The 24,114-nt window shown below is 69.7% G+C and carries 21 protein-coding genes; 14 read left to right on the top strand and 7 right to left on the bottom strand.

Translation table 11 applies throughout. The annotated features are described in order from the left end of the window. Window positions 1-122 precede the first annotated feature (122 nt). The 4 genes from HF323_RS04860 (at window position 123) to HF323_RS04845 (ending at window position 5,459) form a co-directional block, all read left to right on the top strand. Window positions 123-767 carry a hypothetical protein gene (locus tag HF323_RS04860; protein WP_169581470.1) on the top strand — a complete coding sequence of 215 codons (645 nt, stop codon included), beginning with the start codon at window positions 123-125 and terminating at the stop codon, window positions 765-767. A 204-nt stretch (window positions 768-971) separates the two neighbouring features. Next, window positions 972-3,122, top strand: coding sequence for a DEAD/DEAH box helicase (locus tag HF323_RS04855; RefSeq protein ID WP_169581469.1), 2,151 nt, complete (start codon window positions 972-974; stop codon window positions 3,120-3,122). Window positions 3,123-3,278: 156 nt separating this feature from the next. Continuing rightward, complete coding sequence (locus tag HF323_RS04850; RefSeq protein ID WP_169581468.1) at window positions 3,279-4,307, top strand: ATP-dependent 6-phosphofructokinase; 1,029 nt, start codon at window positions 3,279-3,281, stop codon at window positions 4,305-4,307. A gap of 228 nt (window positions 4,308-4,535) precedes the next feature. Continuing rightward, entirely contained in the window at window positions 4,536-5,459 is a 924-nt protein-coding gene (locus HF323_RS04845; protein ID WP_169581467.1) for a hypothetical protein, read from the top strand. Window positions 5,460-5,792: 333 nt separating this feature from the next. Here HF323_RS04845 and HF323_RS04840 read toward each other — a convergent pair whose 3' ends face one another. Beyond that, window positions 5,793-7,916, bottom strand: a complete 2,124-nt coding sequence (locus HF323_RS04840; protein ID WP_169581466.1) for a S9 family peptidase — start codon at window positions 7,914-7,916, stop codon at window positions 5,793-5,795. 193 nt (window positions 7,917-8,109) lie between these two features. Between HF323_RS04840 and HF323_RS04835 the strand changes: the two genes are divergently transcribed. From HF323_RS04835 to HF323_RS04815, 5 genes are all read left to right on the top strand, one after another. Continuing rightward, entirely contained in the window at window positions 8,110-9,402 is a 1,293-nt protein-coding gene (locus tag HF323_RS04835) for an inorganic phosphate transporter (protein WP_169581465.1), read from the top strand. Next, window positions 9,399-9,731: a peptidase gene (locus HF323_RS04830; RefSeq protein ID WP_169581464.1), complete on the top strand. Its 333-nt coding sequence runs from the start codon at window positions 9,399-9,401 to the stop codon at window positions 9,729-9,731. Before HF323_RS04835 ends, HF323_RS04830 begins: the two co-directional genes overlap by 4 nt. A 51-nt stretch (window positions 9,732-9,782) precedes the next feature. Next, the gene (locus HF323_RS04825) at window positions 9,783-10,742 is read left to right on the top strand and encodes a phosphodiesterase (RefSeq protein WP_169581463.1); all 960 of its coding nucleotides are present in this window, start codon (window positions 9,783-9,785) and stop codon (window positions 10,740-10,742) included. Window positions 10,743-10,859: 117 nt separating this feature from the next. Further along, window positions 10,860-12,335 carry an aspartate ammonia-lyase gene (locus HF323_RS04820; RefSeq protein ID WP_169581462.1) on the top strand — a complete coding sequence of 492 codons (1,476 nt, stop codon included), beginning with the start codon at window positions 10,860-10,862 and terminating at the stop codon, window positions 12,333-12,335. A gap of 87 nt (window positions 12,336-12,422) precedes the next feature. Continuing rightward, complete coding sequence (locus HF323_RS04815; RefSeq protein WP_169581377.1) at window positions 12,423-12,917, top strand: DUF4190 domain-containing protein; 495 nt, start codon at window positions 12,423-12,425, stop codon at window positions 12,915-12,917. A gap of 52 nt (window positions 12,918-12,969) precedes the next feature. Here HF323_RS04815 and HF323_RS04810 read toward each other — a convergent pair whose 3' ends face one another. Beyond that, window positions 12,970-13,833: a fumarylacetoacetate hydrolase family protein gene (locus HF323_RS04810; protein WP_169581461.1), complete on the bottom strand. Its 864-nt coding sequence runs from the start codon at window positions 13,831-13,833 to the stop codon at window positions 12,970-12,972. A 64-nt stretch (window positions 13,834-13,897) separates the two neighbouring features. Here HF323_RS04810 and HF323_RS04805 point away from each other — a divergent pair, with 64 nt between their 5' ends. The 3 genes from HF323_RS04805 (at window position 13,898) to HF323_RS04795 (ending at window position 16,490) form a co-directional block, all read left to right on the top strand. After that, a complete protein-coding gene (locus HF323_RS04805; protein WP_169581460.1) occupies window positions 13,898-15,112 on the top strand; it encodes a PrsW family intramembrane metalloprotease in 1,215 nt (404 codons plus the stop codon). A gap of 265 nt (window positions 15,113-15,377) precedes the next feature. Then, complete coding sequence (locus HF323_RS04800; protein WP_169581459.1) at window positions 15,378-15,746, top strand: FKBP-type peptidyl-prolyl cis-trans isomerase; 369 nt, start codon at window positions 15,378-15,380, stop codon at window positions 15,744-15,746. A gap of 180 nt (window positions 15,747-15,926) precedes the next feature. Then, a complete protein-coding gene (locus HF323_RS04795; RefSeq protein ID WP_169581458.1) occupies window positions 15,927-16,490 on the top strand; it encodes a YceI family protein in 564 nt (187 codons plus the stop codon). Here HF323_RS04795 and HF323_RS04790 read toward each other — a convergent pair. Further along, on the bottom strand, window positions 16,453-17,421 hold the full coding sequence (locus HF323_RS04790) for a DMT family transporter (RefSeq protein WP_317451028.1): 969 nt from the start codon (window positions 17,419-17,421) through the stop codon (window positions 16,453-16,455). The two genes, HF323_RS04795 and HF323_RS04790, sit on opposite strands and share 38 nt — an antisense overlap. A 143-nt stretch (window positions 17,422-17,564) precedes the next feature. Beyond that, the gene (locus tag HF323_RS04785; protein ID WP_169582102.1) at window positions 17,565-18,872 is read right to left on the bottom strand and encodes an MFS transporter; all 1,308 of its coding nucleotides are present in this window, start codon (window positions 18,870-18,872) and stop codon (window positions 17,565-17,567) included. Between the two features lie 198 nt (window positions 18,873-19,070). Between HF323_RS04785 and rpsO the strand changes: the two genes are divergently transcribed. Then, window positions 19,071-19,340, top strand: coding sequence for a 30S ribosomal protein S15 (rpsO, locus tag HF323_RS04780; protein WP_005048780.1), 270 nt, complete (start codon window positions 19,071-19,073; stop codon window positions 19,338-19,340). A 104-nt stretch (window positions 19,341-19,444) separates the two neighbouring features. Here rpsO and HF323_RS04775 read toward each other — a convergent pair whose 3' ends face one another. Together HF323_RS04775 and HF323_RS04770 are read right to left on the bottom strand one after the other, a co-directional pair. Beyond that, window positions 19,445-20,485, bottom strand: coding sequence for an isopenicillin N synthase family oxygenase (locus HF323_RS04775; RefSeq protein WP_169581457.1), 1,041 nt, complete (start codon window positions 20,483-20,485; stop codon window positions 19,445-19,447). A 157-nt stretch (window positions 20,486-20,642) separates the two neighbouring features. After that, a complete protein-coding gene (locus tag HF323_RS04770; protein ID WP_169581456.1) occupies window positions 20,643-21,782 on the bottom strand; it encodes an epoxide hydrolase in 1,140 nt (379 codons plus the stop codon). Window positions 21,783-21,847: 65 nt separating this feature from the next. On the opposite strand from HF323_RS04770, the gene HF323_RS04765 reads away from it, so the two are divergent. Further along, window positions 21,848-22,840: a WYL domain-containing protein gene (locus tag HF323_RS04765; RefSeq protein ID WP_169582101.1), complete on the top strand. Its 993-nt coding sequence runs from the start codon at window positions 21,848-21,850 to the stop codon at window positions 22,838-22,840. Here HF323_RS04765 and HF323_RS04760 read toward each other — a convergent pair. After that, window positions 22,837-24,012, bottom strand: a complete 1,176-nt coding sequence (locus tag HF323_RS04760) for an acyltransferase family protein (RefSeq protein WP_169581455.1) — start codon at window positions 24,010-24,012, stop codon at window positions 22,837-22,839. The two genes, HF323_RS04765 and HF323_RS04760, sit on opposite strands and share 4 nt — an antisense overlap. Window positions 24,013-24,114 lie beyond the last annotated feature (102 nt).

Below are 24,114 nucleotides of genomic sequence, written 5' to 3'. Positions count from 1 at the left end.
ATCCGGCGCGGCGCCATCCGGCGACCGTGCCCGGCGTCCGTGCCATCCGGCGCGGCGCCATCCGGCGACCGTGCCCGGCGTCGTAGGGTCGATACGACCACACGACGGCGGAAGGACCCTTGATGCTGCACGACCGACGCCGGCGCGCTCTGCGATCGGCGGCCACGGCCCTCCTGCTGACGTCGGCCGCGATCCTCACGGTGGCATGCCAGCCCGAGCCCGATCCGAGCAGCACTCCCAGCGGATCGACGTCGCCGACGGCGGTGCCCACCATCACGGCGACGCCCACCCCGATCGAGACCCAGCTGCCGGACGCCTTCCAGGTGCCGGGCGGGTGCGAGGAGATCTACTCGGCCGAGATGATCGCCACGCTCGAGGCGGATGCCCCGCCGCTGAACGACCCGGGGGTCACGATGCTCTCGACCCAGAACGTCGACCTCATCCAGATCATCGACGGCGGCGCGCCCACCCTCCGATGCTCGTGGGGTGGGCCGAGTGAGTACGGCCTCGCGACGAATGTCACCGCCGTGGACTCCGAGCAGGCGGAGCTCATCGAAGCGGAGCTCGCCGCATCGGGGTTCGCATGCGAGTCGCTCGACGACGGTACGATCTGCCGGATCGAGCAGAAGGGCATCACCCTCGACGACGAGGAGTACACCAGCGGCGAGACGCACTACGTCGGCGGCGGCGGCTGGGTGTCGACCTCGTGGCTGAACTTCTCGCCCGACGGGTACACCGAAGACATCGTCGCGACGGTCTGGGGCTGAGCCTCTCCCGTCCGCTAGACTGGGTGCAGGGAATCCGCTGACGATTGCCGCAGCTCGCAGAAGCGAGTGCCCGCGGCCGTCCGCCAGAACCTCCCGTCCCGCGTTCGCGACGGCGCCCGCGCCGCCCGCGGGAGCATCGCAGCAGTTTCGGTCTCGCCACCGATCACCGCCGGTTTCCGACCGGCATTCACGCTCAGGAGGAGCATGCCGCCCACGGCAACCGCCCAGACGTCCCAGCGACGACGGAAGACCTCGTCCGCGCGCCGTGACGAAGAGGCGCCCATCATCCCGATCCTCGCCCGCAAGGTGCGCGAGGTCGAAGCGAAGGCCCAGCGCGGCAAGCTCGGCCCGACGAACCGCGTCAAGTTCCAGGTGATCGCGTTCCTCGTCCGCGAAGAGCGCGCCCGTGTGAAGGGAGACGCCGCCATCACCGACGCCGTGCGCGCAGAACTCCTCAAGCGGCTCGACGGCGTCGCCACGATCCTCGCCAAGACCGCAGCGCGTGACACGTCGCTCATCCAGCTGCTCGAAGTCGACCAGGCCACCTCGCCCGTGGCTCGACGCATGCGCCGTGACTGGCTCCTCGAGTCCGGTGCGGAGCTGCCGCCCGACGAGCTGATCATCACCGACGTGCCGAAGGTCGCGGCCCCGGTCGTTCCTGCCGCGCTCGCCGAGCGTCAGGTCGTGCCGCCGCAGGTCGTCTCGCGCCGCGAGGCCAACCCGTTCCTCGCGCCGGATCTCGGCTTCCGCATCCCCAAAGAGACCCCGCGCCGCCGCCTCGACGGCTGGGAGCTGATGGGACCGCTCTACAAGGCGTTCGAGATGGGCGCCGGCGGTGCAAGCGCCTCGATGGAGCTTCCCCCCGTCCCCGAGTTCGATCGCGTGTCGCCGAAGAACCTCGAGGTCATGCCGCACCAGTCTCGATTCCTCGAGGCGGTCCGGCACGGCCACCGCAGCTTCCTGCTCGCCGACGAGCCAGGGCTCGGCAAGACCGCCGAGTCGGTCCTCGCAGCCTCGGTCGCCGGCGCCTATCCGCTGCTGGCGGTCGTGCCCAACGTCGTCAAGATGAACTGGGCCAGAGAGGTCGAGCGCTGGACCCCGCAGCGCCGCGCCACGGTGATCCACGGGGACGGCGAAGACATCGACGCCTTCGCGGATGTGTTCATCGTCAACTACGAGGTGCTCGACCGGCACCTGTCGTGGCTCGGTGACATCGGCCTGAAGGGCATGGTCGTCGACGAGGCCCACTTCATCAAGAACCTCTCGTCGCAGCGTTCCCAGAACGTGCTGGCTCTCGCCGCCCGTATCCGGGAGCAGGTCCGCAACCCGCTGCTCCTCGCTCTCACGGGCACGCCGCTGATCAACGACGTCGAGGACTTCGATGCGATCTGGCGGTTCCTCGGGTGGACGACGGGCGAGAAGCCGGGTCCGGTCCTGATGGAGCGGCTCGACGCCACCGGCCTGACGCCCGCCGACAAGGCGTTCTACCCCGAGGCCCGAGACGCCGTCATCTCGATGGGCATCGTCCGCCGGAAGAAGAAGGACGTGGCGGCCGACCTGCCCGACAAGCTCATCGCCGATCTGCCGGTCGAGCTCGACGACGAGTTCGGGCGCTCGATCCGCCAGGCGGAGCGCGAGCTGGGGGAGCGCCTTGCGGCGCGCTACCGCCGGATCATCGACGCACGCGGCGACCGCGGTCTGGCGCCGGGCGAAGTCGACGCCGACATCGTGCGCCTGGTCGCGCAGAACGAGCTCGACGAGTCCAAAGCCGCCGGCACGGGCTCCGAGAACGTCTTCACGATGGTCCGCAAGATCGGCCAGGCGAAGGCGCTCCTCGCGGCGGACTACGCCGTGCAGCTTCAGCGGTCGGTGGGCAAGGTGGTGTTCTTCGCCAAGCACATCGACGTGATGGACCAGGCCGAGGCGCACTTCGCTGCGGCGGGCCTCAAGACGGTGTCTCTCCGCGGTGATCAGGCCGCGACCGCCCGTCAGCAGGCGATCGACGCCTTCAACAACGATCCCGAGGTGGGCATCGCCGTGTGCTCGCTCACCGCGGCGGGTGTCGGCGTGAACATGCAGGCGTCGTCCAACGTCGTCCTCGCGGAGTTGTCGTGGACCGCGGCCGAGCAGACGCAGGCGATCGACCGCGTTCACCGCATCGGCCAGGATGAGCCCGTCACCGCGTGGCGGATCATCGCCGCGCACACGATCGACACGAAGATCGCCGAGCTGATCGACTCCAAGCAGGGGCTGGCCGCCCGCGCGCTCGACGGTGAGGCCGTCGATCCGCAGTCGAGCGACTCCGTGCAGCTGTCGGCGCTCATGCACCTCACGCGGCGCGCGCTCGGCGACTGATCCGCCACTCGCCTCGTCCAGCGCCCGCCCTGCACCCTGCAGGGCGGGCGCTGCCGCGTCAGCGCTCCGTGCGTGTGGCAGGTGGAGGCATCCGGCACTAATGTCGGGTGAGGCAGCGTCGCCGACCCTCTTCACCCGACAGCGAGGAACACAGCTATGAAGATCGGCATCCTGACCAGCGGCGGCGACTGCCCCGGACTCAACGCGGTCATCCGCGGCGTCGTGCTCAAGGGGACGACGGCGTACGACCTCGAGTTCGTCGGCATCCGCGACGGCTGGCGCGGGGTGGTCGACGGGGACTTCTTCCCCCTGACCCGTCACGAGGTGAAGGGCCTGTCGAAGGTCGGCGGCACGATTCTGGGCACGAGCCGCACCAACCCGTACGAGGGGCCGCGCGGAGGCGCCGAGAACATCGCCAAGACGATGTACGGCCACCGGCTCGACGGGATCATCGCGATCGGCGGCGAGGGTACGCTCGCCGCGGCCAACCGCCTGTCGAACGACGGCATCAATGTGCTCGGGGTCCCGAAGACGATCGACAACGACCTTCGCGCGACCGACTACTCCTTCGGGTTCGACACCGCTGTCAACATCGCCACCGATGCGATGGACCGCCTCCGCACGACGGGCGATTCGCACCAGCGCTGCATGGTCGCCGAGGTGATGGGGCGGCACGTCGGGTGGATCGCCCTGCACGCCGGCGTCGCCGCCGGTGCGCATGCCATCTGCATCCCCGAGGTGCCGATGTCGATCGACGAGATCGCCGCGCTCGTGTCCCGCGCCCACGACCGCGGACGTGCGCCGCTGATCGTCGTCTCCGAGGGCTTCAAGCTCAAGGGCCAGGACGAGGCGTACTCCGACAAGGGTCTGGACGCCTTCAACCGGCCGCGCCTCGGCGGCATCAGCGAGGTGCTGGCGCCTGAGATCGAGCGCATCACCGGCATCGAGACCCGGGCCACGGTGCTCGGCCACATCCAGCGCGGCGGCTCGCCGTCCGGCTTCGACCGCGTGCTGGCGACCCGGCTCGGCCTGCATGCCGCGGACGCCGTCGTCGACGGCGCGTGGGGCCAGATGGTGGCGATGCGCGGCACCGACATCGTGCGGGTCCCCTTCGCCGAGGCGCTGGGCGAGCTCAACTCCGTGCCGCTCTACCGCTACGAAGAGGCCGCTGCGCTCTTCGGATGAGTCTTCGGGTCCGGATGCCTCGGCCGAGGCATCCGTCCCTCCGTTGTTTCGTGTCCCGAACTTCTCGCTGCATGTCCCGAAGTTCGGAGGCTGACGGACGTCCGAGCGATCAACTTCGGGACATTCTCACTCTGGGTCGCTTCCTCCACAGCGGGGAGGGATTCGCGAGAACCGTCGGAACGCCGGCAGAGGCGTCAGGGCCGCCCGTCCACCTGGCAGTGTCAGTGGATGCCCCGACCCCAGCCGCTGCCGGAAGACCTGCCGGAGGCCTTCGCCGTAGCGTCGGCCGTCAGCCTGGGCGTGTCCAGGAACAGACTGTCGCGGTCAGACCTCTCTGCGCCGTTCTATGGCGTGCGCACACTCCATCCGAGGGAGCCGGAAGCGGGCGACGTGGTGCAGCGCTGCCTCCGTTATGCCCCGCGACTCAAGGACTGGCAGTTCTTCAGTCACGAGACGGCACTCGCCCTTGTGGGTGTGCCCACGCCGGAATGGCCGCACCGCCTGCGCCTGCATGTGTCGGCGCACCGGCCGGCGCGGGAGCCGCGGACGAGCGGTGTGGTGGGGCACCGGCTCCAGCTGCGTGAACCGGCGACACAGGCAAGCCTGCACGGTCTGCCCGTCGAGCATCCCGCGCGTGCCTGGCGCCAGGCCGGAACGTTGTGGGGGTTCGAGGATCTGGTCGCCGCCGCGGATTTCCTCATCTCGGGGCCGGCTCCGCTGGCGTCGGCGGACGACCTGCGCGCTGAGATCCGCGTGATGGGAGACGTGTGTGGTGGGCTGCTGCGCGCGGCGCTCGCGCGCACGAGACCCGGCGTGAGGTCGCCGCGCGAGACTCGGCTGAGGCTCCTCCTGGAAGACGCGAGGCTGCCCGAGCCCCAGGTGAATTGGGAGCTTCGCGACCGGCACGGGCGGTTCGTCGCCGAACTCGACCTGGCCTTTCCCGCCTGGCTGGTCGGAGCGGAGTACGACGGCCGCGTGCATGCCCACGATCCTCGCCAGTTCGAGCGCGACGCCGACCGATGGGACCGCATTCGCGCCGAGGGCTGGAATCACGTGCGGATCCTCAATCACCACCTTCGCGGTGATGGGGCTGCCGCTGTCAGCAAAGTCCGCGACGCGCTCACCCAGGCCGGCTGGCGCCCCGGTCGCTGACGTCGCCCCCCGCCGTGTTCCGGCGCCGCCGTCCCCGCGCGCCGCCGTCCCCGCGGGGCGTGTCCCCGCGCGGCACGTCCCCGCGGGGCGTGTCCCGAAGTTGATGCGTCGTGGCGCTCGCACGCGGTCGACTTCGGGACATGAGGCGAGAACTTCGGGACACGCGAGAGAGGGCAGGGGAGGAGCGCGGAGGACGGATGCCTCGGCCGACGGGCCTCGGCCGACGGGCGCCGCCGACGGGCGCCGCCGACGGGCGCCGCCGACGGGCGCCGCCGACGGGCGCCGCCGACGGGAGGCGTCGCCGGGCGCCGCCGACGGGAGGCGTCTCCGACGTCAGGCGTCGGCGACGCCGAGGACATCCAGCAGCCAGGCGAGCTCGAACGCGCGCTCGCGCCACGCGTTGTACCGGCCGCTGACCCCGCCGTGGCCGGCGACCATCTCGCACTTGAGCAGGGCGTCGGCGCCGACCTCGCGAAGGCGCGCTACCCACTTCGCCGGTTCGACGTAGAGCACGCGGGTGTCGTTGAGCGATGTGACCGCGAGGATGCGGGGGTAGGAGGCATCCGTCCTCACGTTCTCATACGGCGAGTACGACTTCATGTAGGCGTACACGTCGGCGTTGTGCAGCGGGTCGCCCCACTCGTCCCACTCGATCACGGTGAGGGGTAGCGACGGGTCGAGGATCGTCGTGAGGGCATCGACGAACGGCACGTCGGCGAGGATGCCGGCGAAGAGCTCGGGAGCGAGATTGGCCACCGCCCCCATGAGCAGGCCGCCCGCCGAGCCGCCCTCTGCGACCATGCGGTCGGGCGTCGTGTAGCCGCTGTCGACGAGGTGTCGGGCGCAGTCCACGAAATCGGTGAAGGTGTTGCGCTTGTGCAGCAGCTTGCCGTCCTCGTACCACTGACGGCCCATCTCGCCGCCGCCGCGCACGTGAGCGACCGCGAAGATCACGCCGCGGTCGAGCTCCGACAGCCGGGGCACCGAGAAGCCGGGCTCGATGGAGTGCTCGTACGAGCCGTAGCCGTACAGGTGCAGCGGACGGGGCGCGGCGCCGGCGTCGCCGAACGAGCGCTTCCACACGAGCGAGATGGGGATGTCCGTGCCGTCCTGCGCGGTCGCCCACACACGCGCCTGCGCGTAGTCGTCCGGGTCGTACCCTCCGAGCACCGGCTGCCGCTTGCGCAGCAGCAGCTCGCCGGTGGCCAGCTCGTAGTCGTAGACCGTGCCGGGGGTGACGAACGAGCCGTAGCCGACGCGCAGCAGCGGGGGCGCCCACTCGGGGTTCCCTCCCGACCCGACGGCGTACAGCGGCTCGTCGAACTCGAGCTCGTCGACGTGGCCGTCCGAGTAATCGAGGAGGCCGAGTCGCGGCAGTCCGCCGCGGCGATACCCGACCACACCCCAGTCGCGGAACGTCGACACTCCGAGCAGCCGGTGCCCGGGCTGGTGGGCGATGACGACCTCGCGCGCTCCCTGGGGATCGGATGCCGCGACCCGCACGAGCTCGAAGTCGAGGGCGCCGTCGTTGTGCAGCACGAACAGCACGTCCTCGCCGTCGATCACCGCGTGCGCCGACTCGTACTCGACGCCCTCCCGACGCGGCCACACCACCCGCGGGTCGCCTCGAAGGTCGGAGGCGTCCACGAGCCATTCCTCGGACGTGATCGACGAGCCCACCTCGATCATGAGGAAACGGTCACTGCGCGTGAAGCCCGCCCCGACCCAGTACCGCTCGTCGGGCTCATGGAAGAGCTTCTCATCGCTCTCGACCGGCGTGCCGAGCTCGTGCAGCCACACCGTGTCGGGCCGCCACGCGTCGTCGACGGTCGTGTAGACGATGAACCGGCCGTCGGGCGAGAAGGTCGCGCCGGCGAAGGTGTTCGGGATCTCGTCGGCCAACTGCTCGCCCGTCTCGACGTTGCGGACCCGCACGGTGTATCGCTCGTCGCCGGCGACGTCGACGCCGTAGAGCATGAGGGTGCCGTCGTTGGAGATCTCGAAGCTGCCGAGCGAGAAGAACTCGTTCCCCTCCGCCTCGACGTTGGCGTCGAGAAGCACCTGCTCTCCCGGCACCTCGATGTCGGGGGAGAGCTCGGGAGGCGTCCAGTCGTCCTGCGACGCGAGCGGTGCGCGGCACTGGAGGCCGTACTGCTTGCCCTCGATCGTGCGGCCGTAGTACCACCACTCGCCCCGACGGGCGGGAACGGAGAGGTCGGTCTCGAGCGTGCGCCCCTTGATCTCGTCGAAGATGCGCGTGCGGAGGGCTTCGAGGTGCGCCGTGCGCGACTTCGTGTAGGCGTTCTCTGCCTCGAGGTGCGCGATCACCTCGGCTTCGTCCTTTCCGCGCAGCCACTCGTACCGGTCTTCGACGTCGTCGCCATGATGGCTGCGGACGACCGGTCGGGACGGGGCGATGGGGGCGGATGCTTCGGCGGGGGCGTCGTGGGCGGTCACGGTCTCCACGCTAGCCGCGTCACGGCGATCGGCGGCTCGCTGGGAGTGTCCCCCGTCAAGTTGACCCGCGGCCAGGGCGGTGTAAGGATTCTTTCTGGCCGGTTGCCGGTTCCTGAACTCACGGTGAACTGTTCGTTCGTCACGCCGATCCCGTCGGCACCCACTTCCACATCACCTCCACGGAAAGCGAACGGTGGAAACCGCAACCATCATCATCGTCGTGCTGACGATCGCCTTGGCGCTGTTCTTCGACTTCACGAACGGCTTCCACGACACCGCGAACGCGATGGCCACGCCGATCGCCACGGGCGCGCTCAAGCCCAAGATGGCGGTCCTGCTGGCGGCTGTCCTCAACCTGGTCGGGGCATTCCTGTCGACGGAGGTGGCCAAGACCATCTCGGGCGGGATCATCAACGAAGGCGATATCTCGTCGTCGATTCTTCCGGCCGTGATCTTCGCCGGCTTGATCGGCGCGATCACGTGGAACATGATCACGTGGCTCCTCGGCCTCCCCTCGAGCTCCTCCCACGCGCTGTTCGGCGGGCTCATCGGCGCGACCATCGTCGGCGTCGGGGCATCGGCGGTGAACTTCAGCGTCGTCGTCTCCAAGGTCGTGCTCCCGGCGGTGATCGCGCCCCTCACCGCGGGCATCATCGCCTTCACCGCCACCAAGATCGCCTACGCCATCACCCGGCGCTGCGACAGCAAGCCGGACGGCCGGGACGGCTTCCGCGTCGGCCAGATCTTCACCTCGTCGCTCGTCGCGCTCGCGCACGGCACCAATGACGCCCAGAAGACGATGGGCGTCATCACGCTGCTGTTGATCACCGTCGGCCTGCAGACGAGCGACGAGCCTCAGACATGGGTCGTCGTCGCGTGTGCCGTGACGATCGCGCTCGGGACCTACATGGGCGGGTGGCGCATCATCCGCACGCTCGGCAAGGGACTCACCGAGGTCAAGCCGGCTCAGGGCTTCGCCGCCGAGAGTTCGACCGCGTCGACGATCCTCGCCTCGAGCGCGCTCGGCTTCGCCCTGTCGACCACGCAGGTGGCGTCGGGCTCGGTCATCGGCTCGGGTCTCGGCCGGCGCGGATCGACCGTCCGCTGGCGCACCGCCGGCCGCATCATGATCGGCTGGGTGCTTACCCTTCCCGCCGCGGGCGGCGTCGGCGCTCTCGCCGCGCTCGTGGTCGTGTGGTTCGGCTTCTGGGGCATCGTGATCGACGCGATCCTCGCCGTCCTGATCATCCTCGGACTGTTCCTGCGCTCGCGCCGCGACGAGGTCACCGCGTCGAACGCCATGAGCGAGGTCGCCGACTCCGGCAAAGCCGTGAAGGTCAAGCGGAATCCGCCGCCGACCCGCCGTCAGCGCGCACTGGCACGCGAGGAGGCCCGCCGCCGCGCCGGCGACGAAGCGGCTGCGCGGAAGGCCGCGAAGGCCGCCGAGCGATCCGCACGCGGACCGAAGAACGGGGGACCTCGATGATCGTCATCAACTGGCTGGCCTTCGTCCAGGTCTTCGTCGCGGCGTTCCTGGCCGCCACTGTCGTCGTCAGCGCGTACGCGGTCGGACTGCGCCTGCTGGTCCGCGCCGGGCGAGCGCCGGTCGTGGCACCCGCCGAGTTCACCGACGCCATCACCGTCATCTCCGAGAAGGAGGCGCGCCGGGCCGAGAAGGCTGCCGCGAAGGCGGCGAGGAAGAACCCGCTGACAGCCGGACAGAAGCGCCTGTCGCTCATCGGCGCCTACCTGTCCTTCGCGGTGGCGGGGGCAGCCGTACTCGGCGGGCTGCTCCTCATCGTCTTCAATCACTGAGGCAGCCGCTCCGGCACGTGGGCCGTCGCCGACCGGTTCTAGGCTGTGGGGATGGTCCCCACCTCCGATCCTGACGGCGCGTCGCCCCGGCGCGAGGACGCGGCTGCGTCCGTTCAGTTCGGGCAGTATCCGCCCGCGCACCGCACCGTGCTGCACATCAGCGACACGCACCTCCTCGCAGGCAATCGGGCACTGGCCGGCCGGTTCGACACCGCCGCGAATCTGCGGCTCACCCTCGACGCGGCCGAGGCCACGGGCATCCGTCCGCACGCCATCGTGTTCACCGGCGATTTGACCGACCTGGGCGAGCCCGAGGCGTACGCCGCACTGAGCGAAGCCGTGGAGCCCGTCGCCGAACGGCTGGGCGCGCCCGTGATCTGGGTCGCCGGCAATCACGACGAACGTGCGGCGCTGCGGCGCGATCTCCTCGGGCTCGACGCCACCGAGGAGCCGGTGACGGGCGTCTGGGACCTCGACGGGCTGCGCCTCGTCGCCCTCGACTCGACGGTGCCGGGCTGGCATCACGGTGACCTCGACGAGTCGCAGCTCGAGTGGCTTGCCGACGTCCTGTCCACACCCGCGCCGCTGGGCACGCTGCTCGCGATGCACCATCCGCCGCTCCCTTCGCATGTGCCGCTCTTCGACATCCTCGAGCTGCGCGATCAGGAGCGCCTGGCGCGTGCGATCTCCGGCACCGACGTGCGCGCGATCCTCGCCGGGCACCTCCACTACTCCACGAGCGGAACCTTCGCCGGGGTGCCGGTGAGCGTCGCCGCCGCCACCTGCTACACGATGAACCTCGCTCGCCCCGCGGCCGAGGTCAACGGCATGGATGCGGGCCAGTCGTTTCATCTCGTGCATGTGTACGACGAGACCATCACGCACGCCGTCGTCCCTGTGGTCGAGGCGCCGACCGGGGACTACTTCTCGGCGGAATGGGTCGAGCGGATGGCGCGGCTGACGCCGCAGGAGCGCCTCGAGGCGTTCTCCCGCAAGCCTGCGTCGAGCTAGACGCGCTGTACATGCCAGCCCTGCGGATGTACCTGCAGTACACCGGCAGCGGGTACCGCACGCGCGTAGGGTGGAGGCATCCCCACCCGCCGTGAACAACCCACGAGGATTCGCACCATGGCCCTGGACGCAATGACGCGCACACGCACCGAGACCGACTCCCTGGGATCGCTCGAGATCCCCGCCGACGCGTATTGGGGGATCCACACCGCCCGGGCGCTGGAGAACTTCCCGATCTCGAAGCGGCCCATCTCGGTCTACAAGGACCTCGTGCGCGCGCTCGCCATGGTGAAGCAGGCCTCCGCCCGCGCCAACCGTGACATCGGCGTGCTGAGCGCCGAGAAGGCCGACCTCATCGACCGTGCGGCGCAGCTCGTGATCGACGGTCAGTATCACGACCAGTTCGTCGTGGGCGTCATCCAGGGCGGTGCGGGCACGTCGACGAACATGAACGCGAACGAGGTGATCACCAACATCGCGCTCGAGCTCGCCGGGCGCGAGAAGGGCGACTACGCGTTCCTGTCCCCGATCGACGACACCAACCGCAGCCAGTCCACCAACGACGTCTACCCGACCGCGATCAAGGTCGGGCTCGGGCTCGACCTGCGCACGCTCCTGGAGGAGCTCGACCTGCTGCGTCGCGCCTTCCTCGCCAAGGCGGTCGAGTTCCACGACGTGCTCAAGGTCGGCCGCACGCAGCTGCAGGACGCGGTGCCCATGACCCTCGGCCAGGAGTTCCACGGCTTCGCCACGACCCTCGGCGAGGACTACAGCAGGCTCAACGAGAACGCCTACCTGCTGTACGAGATCAACATGGGCGCCACCGCCATCGGCACCGGAATCACGACCCACCCCGACTACAGCAAGGCCGTGCTCGGGCATCTGCGCGAGATCAGCGGGCTCGACCTGGACCTGGCGACCGACCTCGTGGAATCGACGAGCGACACCGGCGCCTTCATGTCGTTCTCGTCGTCGCTGAAGCGCAACGCGATCAAGCTGTCCAAGATCTGCAACGACCTGCGCCTGCTCTCCTCCGGCCCGCAGGCGGGCCTCGGCGAGATCAACCTGCCCGCCCGGCAGGCCGGCTCGAGCATCATGCCCGGCAAGGTCAATCCCGTCATCCCCGAAGTGGTGAACCAGATCGCGTTCGCAGTCGCCGGCGCCGACCTCACGGTGACGATGGCGGTCGAGGGCGGCCAGCTGCAGCTGAACGCCTTCGAGCCGGTCATCGCGCACTCGATCTTCCAGTCCATCACCTGGATGCGACGCGGCATGCACACGCTGCGCATCAACTGCGTCGAGGGGATCACCGCCAACCGTGAGCGTCTGGGGGCGATGGTCGGAGCATCCGTCGGCGTCATCACCGCCCTCACGCCCTTCATCGGCTATGCCGCCGCGGCGGCGCTCGCCAAGACGGCGCTCCTCACAGGACGCAATGTCGCCGACCTCGTGGTCGAGGCCGGTCTGATGTCGCGCGAAGAGGTCACCAAGCAGCTGTCGCCGGCGCGCCTGTCGGGACTTGAGACGATCACCGCGGCCATCCCCATCGTGCCGCCGGTCGAGGAGCCCCTGGTCGACGATCCGCAGATCTGAGCCGCGACGCGCCGTGCGGCGGCGGTGATTGCCCCGCCGCGCGGCGGACCGCTACGGTCGTCCTCAGTCCCATGTGAGAGGAACGAGATGACCGACCCCCAGAACCCCGCCGACACGCCGGCTTCGAACGTGCCGCCGGCGCCCCCGGCGTACGGTGCGCCGCAGAGCACCGGCTCGGCACCGTCGGCCGGTGAGCCGCAGTACGGCGCGGCGCCGCCCGCCTACGGCGGACCGCAGTACGCATCGGCGCCGCCCGCCCCTGCCGGCCCGCCCGCCGGCGACACCTATCCGGGGAAGACCCTCGGCATCGTCGCGGTGATCGTGGTGTTCTTCGCGTCGATCATCGGGCTGATCCTCGGCTACGTCGCCCGCTCGCAGAGCAAGGCGGCCGGCTACAAGAACACCCCGGCCAAGGTCGCCATCATCCTGGGCTGGATCTTCCTCGTCCTGGGCATCATCGCGGGCGTCATCATCACCGTGGTCCTGGTGACCGCCGGCGCGAACGCGCTCAACGAGCTGTGCGCGGGCATGCCTCCCGGCGAGTACGAGCTCACGACGGGCGGCACCGTGACCTGCCCGTAAGCGTCTCTCAGCGAAGCCCCCTCCCGCCTGCGGCGAGGGGGCTTCGTCGTGCTCAGCCGGTGATGCGGCAGTGGGTGGTGAGCTCGCCGATGCCATCGATCCCGACGGTCACCGTGGAGCGGTCGCGCAGGAACACCTGCGGGTCTCGCGAGTAGCCGGCGCCCCCCGGTGAGCCGGTGGAGATGAGCGTCCCCGGCAGGAGCGTCACCGAGCGGGAGAGGTGAGAGATGAGCGTCGCGACGGTGCGCACCATCTGCCCGGTCGACGCGTCCTGCATGGTGCGTCCGTCGAGCACCGTCCAGATGTGGAGGTCCTGCGGGTCGGGCACCTCGTCGGCGGTGACGACGAACGGGCCGGTGGGGGTGAAGCCGTCGAAGGACTTGCAGCGCGACCACTGCGCCTCGGAGTACTGGATGTCGCGCGCGGTGATGTCGTTGACCACCGTGTACCCCCACACGTGGTCCAGCGCGTCCTCGGGCGACACGTCCTTCGCCGGCGTGCCGATGATGACGCCGAGCTCGGCCTCGTAGTCGACCGACTCGCTGAGCGACCGCGGCCAGGTGGTGGTCGCGTCGTGGCCCGTGATCGAGTTCGGCCACAGGACGAAGACCGTCGGCGTCGAGTCGGTCTTGAGTCCGAGCTCGCTCGAGTGTGCCGCGTAGTTCAGTCCGATGGCGAGGATGACGGGCGGGCTCAGCACCGCGGAGGCGTAGCGCTGGCCCTCGAGCGGATGCCTCGTCCCGCTCGAGGACGCGTCACGAACGCGCTCGAGCAGGGCGTCGCCCCCCGCGATCAGCTCTTCGAGCGTCGAGGGTGCGCCCTCGAAGAGCTCATCGACGAACAGCGCCTCGTCGGCGTCCACGAGGACGAGGCGAGGGTCGTCCGACCCAGGCGGGATCACATGGGCGAAACGCATTACTCCAACCTACCCGGCGCGGCGTGCCCGAATCCTGCGCGCACCGCCCCCTTAGGCTGAGCGCATGACGCACGACCTCGGCGACGATCGCTCGCGGCCCTCCCTCACCCCGCCCGCCTTCCCGTCCGTGCTGGCTCAGCCACGGCACGCCGCGCCCGCCGTGATCCCGGCCGCGCCCCGCTCGCCCGCCGCGATGCCGGTGCCCCCGCGCCGCGGCCGGACGGCGCCGGTGTGGATCGCGGGAATCCTCGTCGTCGTGATGGTGGCTCTGATCGGGTACTTCCTGGCGGCCCTCGGCCCCGGAGCGTCCCTCGTCGGGATGGTGCTCGCACTGATCCCCCTGACCGGCGTGCTCCTCGCCGTGCGCATCGTCGACCGCTGGGAGCCGGAGCCCCGCAACCTCGTGATCTTCGCCGTCGCGTGGGGGGCCATCGCGGCGGTCGGCATCGCCCTCGGGGTCGACTGGCTGCTGTCCTTCGCGCTCGGGGCGCGTGACACCCCCGCGGACGAGGTGATCTCGGCCGTCATCCAGGCACCCATCGTGGAGGAGTTCGGGAAGGGACTCGGGGTCTTCATCATCTTCGCTACGGCGCGCCGCGCCTTCGACGGGCCCGTCGACGGCATCGTCTACGGCGCGCTCATCGGCGCCGGTTTCGCCTTCACCGAGAACATCCAGTACTTCGGACTCAGCCTCGACGGAGGTCCTGCCGAGACCACGATCACCTTCTTCATGCGAGGCATCCTGTCTCCTTTCGCACACGTGATGTTCACCAGCGTCACCGGCTTCGCGCTGGGACTCGCCGCGCGGCGCGGCGTGCGCACCGGCGGTGCGATCGGCCCGTGGATCGTCGGCATGATCGGAGCCACCGTGCTCCACGCGATCTGGAACGCCTCCGCCGTGCTCGGCGACTTCTGGGGGCTGTACCTCACCCTTCAGGTTCCGCTCTTCGTCGGATTCATCCTCGGCGTCATCGCATTGCGACGCGAGGAGTCGCGTCTCACCCGCAGGCGGCTGGGGGAGTACGCCGACGCCGGCTGGTTCACGCACCAGGAGGCCGACATGCTGGCCACGGGCGCCGGTCGAAGAGCCGGCCTCGCGTGGGCGCGCACCCTGCGCGGCGATCGCACCCACCTCATGAAGGGCTTCATCGCCGACGCGACCGCTCTCGCCGCCGCCCGCCAGCGCGCCATCACCGGACGCGACCCGAAAGCGGCCGAGGACGAGGGCGTCCTGCTGCATCGTGCGACAGCGGCACGAGCGGCGCTGTTCGCGCCGTAGAGGGCGGAGGTAGTAGGCGCGCGCTGCGCGCGGGGGAGGTTTCGATACGCCGCCTGCGGCGGCTACTCAAACTTGATCCGGCACGGGTCAACGCCGCTGCGCGGCATTGACCCGTGCCGCATCAAGACTCAGCGCTCGGTGCCGCGGCGATGCCTGCGTGACTACCGAGCGCTGAGTTGGTCTGCCATCAGGATGCCGGGGGGTCGGCGAACGTGTCAAGACCCGTCGCGTTGACCCGCGCCGCGGGCTCGGGTTGGATGGAACCATGACAGACGACCGCACCAAGCCCGAGTTCGACGCACCCGAAGGGCCTGCGCCCACCGAGCTCGTCATCCGCGACATCATCGTGGGCGACGGCGCCGAGGCGAAGCCCGGCGACACCGTCACCGTCCACTACGCCGGTGTCGAGTACGAGTCGGGAGAGGAGTTCGACTCCTCGTGGAACCGCGGTGAGAGCATCCAGTTCCCCCTCCGCGGACTCATCCAGGGCTGGCAGGACGGCATCCCGGGCATGAAGGTCGGCGGCCGCCGCGAGCTCGTCATCCCGCCGCACCTGGCGTATGGCCCGGCTGGCGGTCACTTCCTGGGCGGCAAGACCCTGGTCTTCATCATCGACCTCATCTCGGTGGGCTGACCGGCCCGCACGACAGCTTCGAGGGGGTGGATGCCGCGGCATCCACCCCCTTCGGCGTCCCGGTGTCCCGTCGCCGCCGTCGAGGTCGGAATTTCCATTCACGGGAATAGATACTGTCCACCGTCAGGTTGGATCCTTCATGCCGCCGCGTCCGCGGCACTCCCCAGACGAAGGAAGACCATGACCGACTCCACGACGATCGACGTTCCCGGCTACAAGGCGGGCACCTGGGTGCTCGACCCCGCACACAGCGAGGTGACCTTCAGTGTGCGCCACATGATGATCTCGAAGGTGCGTGGCACGTTCGGCATGAAGAGCGCCACGCTCGTCGCCCCCGAGAACCCGCTCGATGCGAAGGTCGAGGCCAGCGTGGACGTGTCGTCGGTGGACACGAAAGACGAGGGCCGCGACAACCACCTGCGCTCCGCCGACTTCTTCGACGTCGAGAACCACCCCACGATGGAGTTCGTCTCCACCGGTGCTCGCATCCAGGACGGCGACTTCCTCGTCGACGGCGACCTCACGATCCGCGGCGTCACCAAGCCCGTCACCTTCGACTTCGAGTTCGGCGGCTTCGGCACCGACCCGTGGGGCAACTACAAGGCCGGAGCGACGGCGAAGACCGTCGTGAACCGTGAGGAGTTCGGCCTGACCTGGAACGCCGCGCTCGAGGCCGGTGGCGTGCTCGTCGGCAAGGACATCACCATCACGCTCGACCTGCAGGGCGCTCTGCAGCAGGACTGAGCTCGTCGACCTCGACCGAGCGGGGGACGGTGGCTGCGGCCGCCGTCCCTTCGTCGTCCGGGCGGCGCAGCCGGAGGCGGTCCTGCGCGAGGAGGATGCCCAGGAACACCACGAGCGCGCCGGCCGGCTCGTTCCACGAGACCGTCTCGCCGAGGATCAGGATGCCGAGCACGACGCCGACCACCGGGGTGATGTAGGTGACGGTGGAGGCTCGGGTCGGCCCCCACGCGCGGACGGTGTTCTGACTCCACACGTACGCGACAGCGGTGCCGAGGCATCCGAGCAGCAACAGGCTCACGACGATCGGTGCATCCAGGCGCACCGGCGTCAGCACCAGGAACGGCGTCAGCATCGCCATGACGACGCCGGCCATCGCGATGTAGCCGAAGGTGAACGCCAGCGCCGACATCCCCGTGTTCGACACGAACCGGCGCATGTAGGCGAGGCTGAAGCCGTAGCTGGCCGTGGCGCCGAGGATCGCGATCTCCGCGACGAGGCTGCCGTCGAGCGAGAGGCCCTGCCATGGCGCGATGATGACGACCACGCCCAGGATGCCGACCCCGATCCCGACCACCTGCGGCAGCTTGAGCCGCTCGACGCGGAACACGAGCCACGCCATCACCGCGGTCATGATCGGCGTCGTGGCGTTGAAGATGCTCGCCACGCCCGAGGTGACGTGCTGCTGCGCCCACGAGAAGAGCAGGAACGGGATCACGCAGAACGTCAGACCGAGCACCGTGAGGTGAGCCCAGACGGCCAGGCTGCGGGAGAGCGTCTCATGACGCAGCAGGACGAGCACGCCCAGCGTGAGAGCGCCGAGGAGGATGCGCGTCCACGCCACCTGAGCGGGCGAGACGCCGGTGAGCGCGACCTTCATGAACAGGAAGCTCGAGCCCCACACGACGCCGCTCAGGATGAACTGCGTGGTGATCCATCCGCCGGCGGACGCACGAGCCGTCGACGCGGCGGACGAGGCGGGGGCGGTGGGCACCCGGCGACTCTACGCCCGCGGGCGCACGGCGGGCCGGTCGGGAGAGTGCGACGTCCGAAATCCGCCGATGAGCGGCCGTCCGGCTACGGTGCGGGGTGCTCGGCGTCGTACGCGCGGAACCGCGGACTCAGGCGCACGAGGAACGCCACCAGCCCGACGATGATGAAGCCCCCGATCAGCGGCGGGAACCACAGGGCCGTGATCGTGGCGAGCACGCCGGCGTAGAGCGCCCCGAGCCGCGGCCCGCCCGCGACGACCACGATGAAGATGCCCTGCAGTCGGCCGCGGATGGCGTCGGGCACAGCGGCTTGCACCATCGTGTTGCGGAAGATCGAGCTGACGTTGTCGGCGGCGCCCGCCACGGCAAGCGTGAGGCACGCCAGCGCGATGAGCACCAGGTTGGGCGTGTCGGCGTCGACCGCGGGCGGCGCGAACCACCCCAGCGCCGCCGCGCCGAGGACGAGCCCGAGCGCAGCGATCGCCCCGCCATAGACGAGGATGGCGCGTTCGATTCCGAGCCCGTGGCGGCGCACGCGCCCGACCGGCCCCGAGAACAGGCTCGACAAGAACGCGCCGCCGGCGATGGCGGCGGTGAGGATGCCGGTCGTGATCGGGCCGCCGCCGAGCAGCACCGCCCCGATCGCCGGAAAGAGGGCGAGGGGCTGGCCGAATGTCATCGCGATGATGTCGAGCAGGAACTGCAGGCGGATGTTGGACGCGCGCCGCAGGAATCGTGCGCCGTCCTTGAGCGACTCGAGACCGGGGCGCACCAGCTCGCCCTCAGGCAGCAGTCGGGGGAGCGTCCACAGCCCGAGGAACAGCGAGAACATCAGCACGACGTCGACGGTGTAGGTCCAGGCGTACCCGACGAGGGCGACGAGGATGCCCGCGAGCGCGGGCCCGGCCATCACCATGATTCCCACGGTGATCCCGCCGAGAGCGGATGCCGCGGGCAGCAGCTCGCGGGGGAGGAGCCGCGGCACGATCGCCTGGCGCGATGCCATGACGATCGAGTTCGCCGACGAGTTGACGATGCTCAGGGCATACAGCCACCACGCGGTCTCGAGCTCGCCCCACGCCAGCACGGCGAGCAGAACGGTCGAGGCGAACGTCACCGTGGCGGCGATCAGCGCCACCGTTCGCCGGTCGAACGCGTCGGCGAGCATTCCGCCGTAGAGTCCGGCCACGATCATCGGCACGAGTCCGGCGACGGCGATCATCGCGACGGCGAACGTCGATTCGGTCAGCTCGTACATGTGGAGCATGATCGCGACGATGGTCAGCTGCCCGCCGAGGCCGGCGAGCGTCGAGCCGATCCACATGCGCGTGAAGGCGGGGCTGGTCGTGAACGGCCGCAGGTCGATGAAGTGGTCGCGGCGCAGGCGGGGCATCACAGCGGGCAGTCGGCGGACGGCGGGAAGGGCATCCCTCGAGGCTAACCCGGCCGGTGGCGCGGGGGCCGTCATGGTTAACGCCGGGGTCCTCCGTGCTGGTAGACTCTTGAGGTTGCCGTTAGATCGGCCGCGGAGAAAGAGAGCTCACGCATAAGGCGTCGGGCACCGCGCAACGACGAGAAAGGGGATCACTTTATGGCACTGGAAGCAGACGTCAAGAAGGCGATCATCGAAGAGTACGCGACGCACCCCGGTGACACCGGATCCCCCGAGGTGCAGGTCGCGATGCTGACGCAGCGCATCAAGGACCTCACCGAGCACCTCAAGGAGCACAAGCACGACCACCACTCGCGTCGTGGGCTGTTCCTGCTCGTCGGTCAGCGCCGCCGTCTGCTCGGCTACCTCCAGGACATCGACATCAACCGTTACCGGTCGCTGATCGAGCGTCTCGGACTGCGCCGCTAGGCATCGCTGCCAGCGTTCAATCGCGCAGAACATTCTTGAGAGGGCCTCCCCACGGTGTGGGGAGGCCTTCATCGTTCCCGGCGCGAGAGAGCTGATGGCCGCGGCTACGGCGCCGGGGCGGAACGGGCGGCCACGAGATCGGCGTGGTGGATGGCCGCGACGTCGGGATGTGCGCGCAGACGCGACTTGAGGGCGTTCTCGCCGTACAGGGCGTGGATCGGGTTCGACGGGTCCTGCGTGACGCCGCGCGCTTCTGCGGCGAGCTCCGGCGGCAGCTCGATGAGCGGCAGGCGCTTGTCGAGGGCGGGGTTGAAGAAGAAGGGCACCGAGATGCGGTCGTCGGGGAACCGCGGGGAAATCACGCGGTGGTTCGTCGCCACGAGGTAGCCCTGCGTCGCGTACTCGAGCAACTCGCCGATGTTCACGACGAAGGCGCCCGGCACCGGGGGAGCATCGACCCAGTGCCACTCGCCTGTCGCGGCGTCCTGACGCTGCACCTGCAGCCCGCCCTTGCCCGGTTCCACCCACAGCAGCGTGAGCACACCGGAGTCCTTGTGCGCGCCCACCCCCTGCTGCGGCGTCGGGTCCTCTTTGCCCGGATACCGGACGATCTTGATGAGCGTCGAGGGCTCACCGAAGTGCTCGTCGAAGTAGTTCTCGGGTGCGCCGAGCGACAGCGCCCACGCGCGCAGGAGCTTTCGCGCCACGCCCGACAGATGGTCGTGCCACTCCGACGCGATCTCTCTCAGCTCGGGCTGGGCGGCCGGCCACAGGTTCGGCCCGATGAGGCGGAAGAAGTCCGCGGCGCCGGGGTCGGTGACGGCCTCGCGCTCGGGGCCGATGTCGATCTGCTCGCGCCAGTCCACCCTGCCCTGCGTGCGCTCGCCGCCGATCCGCGTGTAGCCGCGGAAGTGGGGGCTCTTGACGTTCTCGATCGCGAGCTTGTCCGCCTCGGGCAGGGCGAAGAAGTCCCGGGCCGCGCGATGGAGGCGCTCCTCGAGGGCCGGCGTGACGCCCGTGCCCGTGAGGTAGAAGAACCCGACCTGGTGCGTCGCCGCGCGCAGGTCGGCGCGGAACCGGGCGGCAGCCTCGGGGCCCTCGTCGAGCTGGGAGAGATCGAGGATCGGCAGGTTCAGGTCGGTCATGGAGCGAGAGTAAGCGGATGCCGAGGCATCCGCTTCTTTGTTGCCGTTGGTTACCCGCGGCGTGGGCGTCCCGTCCCGCTTGCGAGGGCGCTCGCCCGACGACCGCAGCCGGTGCCGGTCGTTGAGCGCGCGAAAGCGAGACGAGACGCCCCCGGGCTCACGCTGCCGCGAAGAAGGCCCGGATGTCGCCGGCGAGCACCGCGGGAACCTCGAGTGCGGCGTAGTGACCGCCCTGCTCGAAGCGGCTCCAGTGGACGATGTTCGAGTTGTCGCGCTCGGCGAAGACCCGGATGGTCTGGAAGTCGTCGGCGAAGACCGCGACTCCCGTGCGTGCGTCACTGACCCACGGCTCGTCCTCCGCCAGGGCGTTCTCGCGGTAGGCGCGGCTCATGCCGGCCGCCGCGTTGGCGAACCACGCGACGCTCACCTCGGTGAGGATCGCGTCGAGTGAGACCAGGCTCGTGCCGTTGCCGAACGAGTTGAAGAGTTCGGAGTAAGCCAGCAGGCCCACTGGCGAGTCCGAGAGGCCGGCGGCGATCGTCTGCGGGCGGGACGCGTTCATGGTGTTGTACCCGCCGACGGACTGGAACCACTGCATGTGCTCGAGGCCGGCGTAGTCCTGCGGTTCGAGCCGCTCGAACTCCGCGGGATCTCCCGACGGGAACGAGAAGAGCTGCAGCACATGCAGGCCGAGGAATCCGGCAGGATTCAGCAGGCCGAGTTCGCGAGCGACCATCGCGCCGTTGTCGCTGCCGTGCACTCCGTACGAGTCGTAGCCGAGTCGCCGCATGAGGGTGTCGTACGCCGTGGCGACGCGGGCGGTCGTCCAGCCTGCTTCGACGACGGGCTGGCTGAAGCCGAAGCCGGGAGCGTCCGGGATCACGACGTCGAAGGCGTCCTCTGCACGGCCGCCGTGCGCCACCGGGTCGACGAGCGGACCGATGACGTCGAGGTAGTCGACGAACGAGCCCGGATAGGTGTGGGCCAGGAGGAGCGGCGTCGCGCCGGGGTGCGGCGACGTGACGTGCACGAAGTGGATGGTCTGGCCATCGATCTCGGTCGTGAAGTGCGGGTGCTCGTTCAGACGAGCCTCCGCGCCCCGCCAGTCGAATCCGTCACGCCACTGGGCGACGGCGTCGCGCAGATAGGAGACGGGGGTGCCGGAAGCCCAGTCGTCGCTCGGCGCAGGCTGGGGGAGGCGGGTGCGGGAGAGGCGCTCGCGCAGGTCGTCGAGGTCGGCCTGCGGGATGTCTACGCGGAAGGGGCGGATGTCGGCGGTGCCGGTTGCGGTGTCCATGTCTTCGACGTTACGGTCAATATAGGTAAGAATGCTTCCTGTTATAGGGAAAGAGGTGAATGTCGTTGGCCGACACCTCGGCGCGGATGCTGACGCTGCTCGGACTGCTGCAGACCAGACGCGACTGGACCGGACCGGAGCTCGCGCAGCGGCTGGACGTCTCGACCCGCACCGTCCGCAACGATGTCGAGAGACTGCGGCGTCTGGGCTACCCGGTCGATGCCACGCGCGGTCGCGCCGGCTCCTACCGCCTCGGCGCGGGGGGCAAGCTGCCGCCGCTGCTCCTCGATGACGATGAAGCGGTCGCCGTCGCCCTCGGACTGCGAGTGGCAGCGGGAGTGGCGGGGATCGAGGACTCCGGGGCCCGGGCGCTCGCGAAGCTCCTGCAGGTGCTGCCTGCGCACCTCCAGTCGACCGTGGACGCGTTGGGCACGGCCGTCGAGCGCGCCCCCGAGAACGTCGGGACGGATGCGCCGGATCCCGAGGTGGCCCCGCACGTGCTCGGAGCGGTGGCGCACGCGGTGCGGGAGTCCGAGTGGCTGCGCTTCGACTATCGCGGGGAACCTCGGAGGGTGGAGCCGTACCGCGTGCTCAGCTGGCAACGCCGGTGGTATCTCGTCGCGCGTGATCCGGAGACCGCCGAGTGGGACACGTTCCGACTCGACTGGGTGCAGCCGCGCATGCCCACCCGCAGGCGGTTCACGCCCGCCCCCCTTCCGGGCGGCGACTACACCGCCTTCGCGCTGCGCTCGATCGCCGCGAGCGGATGGAAGGTGCATGCGCGCTTGCGCATCGCGGCGCCGGCCGAGCGCGTCGTGGAGCGGATCAATCCCACGGTCGGCGTGGTGGAGGCCCTCGACGCCGAGACGTCGGTCCTCGTCACCGGTGCCGACAGCCTTGAGACGATCGCGGCGTACATCGGAATGCTCGGGATGGACTTCACCGTCGATTCGCCCGACGAACTCCTGCCGCACCTGCTTCGCCTGGCGGACCGGTACCGGCGAGCCTGCGGGGTCCCGCGCGAGGACCGTGTGCACGGCGAGCGAACGAGACGCTAGCCGTTCTGGCGCGGATCTGCCCGCCGAGGCGGTTTCGGCTGTTCGCGCGGACGGCGCGAGCCCGTGGGGTCTTCGCGACGGCCCTCGCGGCCCGCCAGCGTCGGGTCGGCGAACAGCCATCGTGGTCGCGGCTCGACGAGCGGCCGGAAGACGCGGCGCACCGGGCGGGTGGCCAGCCCCAGTGCGATCAGCACCGACGTCACGACGACGATCGGCAGCCACAGCCACGTGGGCTCGAGATCCCGCAGGACGCCGGATTCGCGGAACGGGTAGAGCACGAACGAGTGCAGCAGGTAGACGTACATCGTGTACTGGCCGAAGTGCGTCCACCAGTGCGACCCGCGCGGAAGCAGCGCGAAGAACGCCGCGCTGAGCACGAGCGCGACGGCCATGAGTGCCAGTCTCACGGCGCCCGCCCACCACTCCGTCCCGCCGAGCGCGGCGTAGTTGTCGTCGTAGAACAGCCACTCGCGCAGGTTCATGGCCCGCCACGCGTCGACGAAGAACCAGGCGGCCCACCCCGCGACGAGGAGCGTCGCTGCGGCCGCGACGGTCACGGGCCAGCGTCGGCGCGCGAGAAGTCCGAAGCGCTCGACGACGTCGTGCTCGCGGAGCCACCACCCGAGCGCGAAGAAGGGGAGGAGTCCCAGGGTGCGAGACAGCGAGAATGTGGAGTCGATGTTCGGCAGGTACCCGGCGCCGACCGAGATCGCGACCGTCCACAGCAGGGGCCACCGCAGCAGCGCCAGATAGGGGAGCACCAGCCGGAAGATCCCCAGTGCGAGCAGGAACCACAGCGTCCACGACGGCTCGGTGAGGTTCGGGTTGGCGCGCCCCTCGACAAGCCACTTCGTGAGGGCCCACAGGCCCTCGAAGATGAGGTAGGGGAGCAGGATGTCGGTGACGACGCGTGCCATCTGGCGGCGATTGGGCGGATCGGACTTCGAGAAGTAGCCCGAGATGATCGCGAAGGCGGGCATGTGGAACGCGTAGATCAGCAGGTAGAGCCCGAGCGCGATGTCGGAGTCATAGGTGAGGCGCTGCACCGCGTGGCCCAGCACGACGAGCACGATGCAGGCGAAGCGGGCGTTGTCCCAGAACGGCACGCGCCGCTTGGCGCGGGGGACGGTGCCCGTCGTCGCCGTCACGGGTGGAACGGCGCTGTTGCTCATCGTGGTCCCTCCCGCCTGCCGGTCACCACATTAGCCCCGCGAATCACTGGCCCGCGCAGCTTGACAGCGAGCCCGTGGCCCGCCATCGGGCGCGCAGCGAAT

The sequence above is a fragment of the Microbacterium sp. MF43 genome, assembly GCF_012847295.1.
Taxonomy (GTDB): domain Bacteria; phylum Actinomycetota; class Actinomycetes; order Actinomycetales; family Microbacteriaceae; genus Microbacterium.
Note: the sequence above shows the minus strand (reverse complement) of the source record. Positions and strands in the feature narration are given on the sequence as shown.

Bases quoted from the DNA above. Each gene is read 5' to 3' on its own strand.
- HF323_RS04860 (WP_169581470.1), top strand. From the start codon at position 123: ATGCTGCACGACCGACGCCGGCGCGCTCTGCGATCGGCGGCCACGGCC.
- HF323_RS04855 (WP_169581469.1), top strand. From the start codon at position 972: ATGCCGCCCACGGCAACCGCCCAGACGTCCCAGCGACGACGGAAGACC.
- HF323_RS04850 (WP_169581468.1), top strand. From the start codon at position 3,279: ATGAAGATCGGCATCCTGACCAGCGGCGGCGACTGCCCCGGACTCAAC.
- HF323_RS04845 (WP_169581467.1), top strand. From the start codon at position 4,536: ATGCCCCGACCCCAGCCGCTGCCGGAAGACCTGCCGGAGGCCTTCGCC.
- HF323_RS04830 (WP_169581464.1), top strand. From the start codon at position 9,399: ATGATCGTCATCAACTGGCTGGCCTTCGTCCAGGTCTTCGTCGCGGCG.
- HF323_RS04825 (WP_169581463.1), top strand. From the start codon at position 9,783: ATGGTCCCCACCTCCGATCCTGACGGCGCGTCGCCCCGGCGCGAGGAC.
- HF323_RS04820 (WP_169581462.1), top strand. From the start codon at position 10,860: ATGGCCCTGGACGCAATGACGCGCACACGCACCGAGACCGACTCCCTG.
- HF323_RS04815 (WP_169581377.1), top strand. From the start codon at position 12,423: ATGACCGACCCCCAGAACCCCGCCGACACGCCGGCTTCGAACGTGCCG.
- HF323_RS04810 (WP_169581461.1), bottom strand. From the start codon at position 13,833: ATGCGTTTCGCCCATGTGATCCCGCCTGGGTCGGACGACCCTCGCCTC.
- HF323_RS04805 (WP_169581460.1), top strand. From the start codon at position 13,898: ATGACGCACGACCTCGGCGACGATCGCTCGCGGCCCTCCCTCACCCCG.
- HF323_RS04800 (WP_169581459.1), top strand. From the start codon at position 15,378: ATGACAGACGACCGCACCAAGCCCGAGTTCGACGCACCCGAAGGGCCT.
- HF323_RS04795 (WP_169581458.1), top strand. From the start codon at position 15,927: ATGACCGACTCCACGACGATCGACGTTCCCGGCTACAAGGCGGGCACC.
- HF323_RS04785 (WP_169582102.1), bottom strand. From the start codon at position 18,872: ATGCCCCGCCTGCGCCGCGACCACTTCATCGACCTGCGGCCGTTCACG.
- rpsO (WP_005048780.1), top strand. From the start codon at position 19,071: ATGGCACTGGAAGCAGACGTCAAGAAGGCGATCATCGAAGAGTACGCG.
- HF323_RS04775 (WP_169581457.1), bottom strand. From the start codon at position 20,485: ATGACCGACCTGAACCTGCCGATCCTCGATCTCTCCCAGCTCGACGAG.
- HF323_RS04770 (WP_169581456.1), bottom strand. From the start codon at position 21,782: ATGGACACCGCAACCGGCACCGCCGACATCCGCCCCTTCCGCGTAGAC.
- HF323_RS04760 (WP_169581455.1), bottom strand. From the start codon at position 24,012: ATGAGCAACAGCGCCGTTCCACCCGTGACGGCGACGACGGGCACCGTC.